At 56.7% G+C, this 1,181-nt stretch carries 1 protein-coding gene; it reads left to right on the top strand.

Annotated features, from left to right (window positions below):
* Positions 1-213 precede the first annotated feature (213 nt).
* Positions 214-1,176 (top strand): IS110 family transposase, encoded by a 963-nt coding sequence (locus HGO37_RS26315; RefSeq protein ID WP_250985962.1) that lies wholly within the window; start codon positions 214-216, stop codon positions 1,174-1,176.
* The last annotated feature ends 5 nt before the right edge of the window (positions 1,177-1,181 follow it).

Genomic DNA, 1,181 nt, shown 5'->3' with positions numbered 1-1,181 from the left:
TTGTCTGTCCGATTTATGCTTTAATGCTTGAGAAGTTGGATGCTCCCCGAGGTGGCCACCCCGAGGAGCATGCGGTCGTGCGCCCGAACGGGAGTTGGTCTCATCGACCGTCCTCATAATGGGCCGCGGCCGCACCAGCTTTGCATCGCTTGTTGACTTGAATGGGACGGTTTGCACCGCGCCCGCAGACAATGCCAAGCATGGAGCTCCATCATGAACCCGAATGCCGATAAAATCCAGTTCGCCCTTGGCTGTGACGTTGCCAAGGACACCATCACCTTCTTCGACAGCCAGACGAGAGAAACCTTCACCATCTCCAACACCACTGGCGCACTCAAAACCGCGCTCAAATCCTATGCAGGATGCCTCGATATGCTCGCCGTGTGCGAGGCGACCGGCGGTTATGAAGACCTGCTGCTGGATACTCTAAAAGACCTTTCCATCCCCGCACATCGCGCCGATGCGGCAAAGGTAAAAGCCTTCATCCGCTCCTGTGGCACAAGGGCAAAAACAGACCCGATCGATGCGCGCCACATCGCCGAATATGGCCTTGCCCGGAGCGCGAACCTGTCTCTCTGGCAGGCTGAAGCCCCTGATAACGCGAAGATAAAGCTGCTTGTGCGCCGCCGCGACGATCTTGTTAACATGCGGGTTCAGGAGGAAAACCGCCTCAAAGCCCCGCGCAACAAACCGATAGCCAAAGAGATTGCAAGCCATGTTGCCGAGATCAAACGGCGCATCGCCACCCTCGACAAACAGATCGAGGCGATCGTTCAGAATAATCAACGCATGAAGGAGCGACAGGTGATCCTGCTTGGGGTTCCTGGTATCGGCAAGGTGATTGCCCCGGTGTTGCTCGCTCTTATGCCGGAGCTGGGTCACATCGACCGCAAGAAGGCTGCAAGCCTGGCCGGGTGTGCGCCCCATCCAAGAGATAGCGGCACCTATCGCGGGCGTCGTTTTGCAACAGGTGGACGCCGGCAGTTACGGCCACTGCTGTTCATCGCAGCAATGGCTGCCAGCATAAGCAGGACCCATCTTGCGCAAACCTACAAACGTCTACTGGCCGCAGGCAAATCCAAACTCACAGCGCTCGGTGCCCTCATGCGCCACATCATCGTCATCGCAAATGCAAGGCTCAAAGAGTACGAAAACAATCAATCAAGACTGACTTGATGAGG

Origin of the sequence: Rhizobium sp. CG4 (genome assembly GCF_023701965.1) — a bacterium.
Classification (GTDB): domain Bacteria; phylum Pseudomonadota; class Alphaproteobacteria; order Rhizobiales; family Rhizobiaceae; genus Agrobacterium.
Note: the sequence above shows the minus strand (reverse complement) of the source record. Positions and strands in the feature narration are given on the sequence as shown.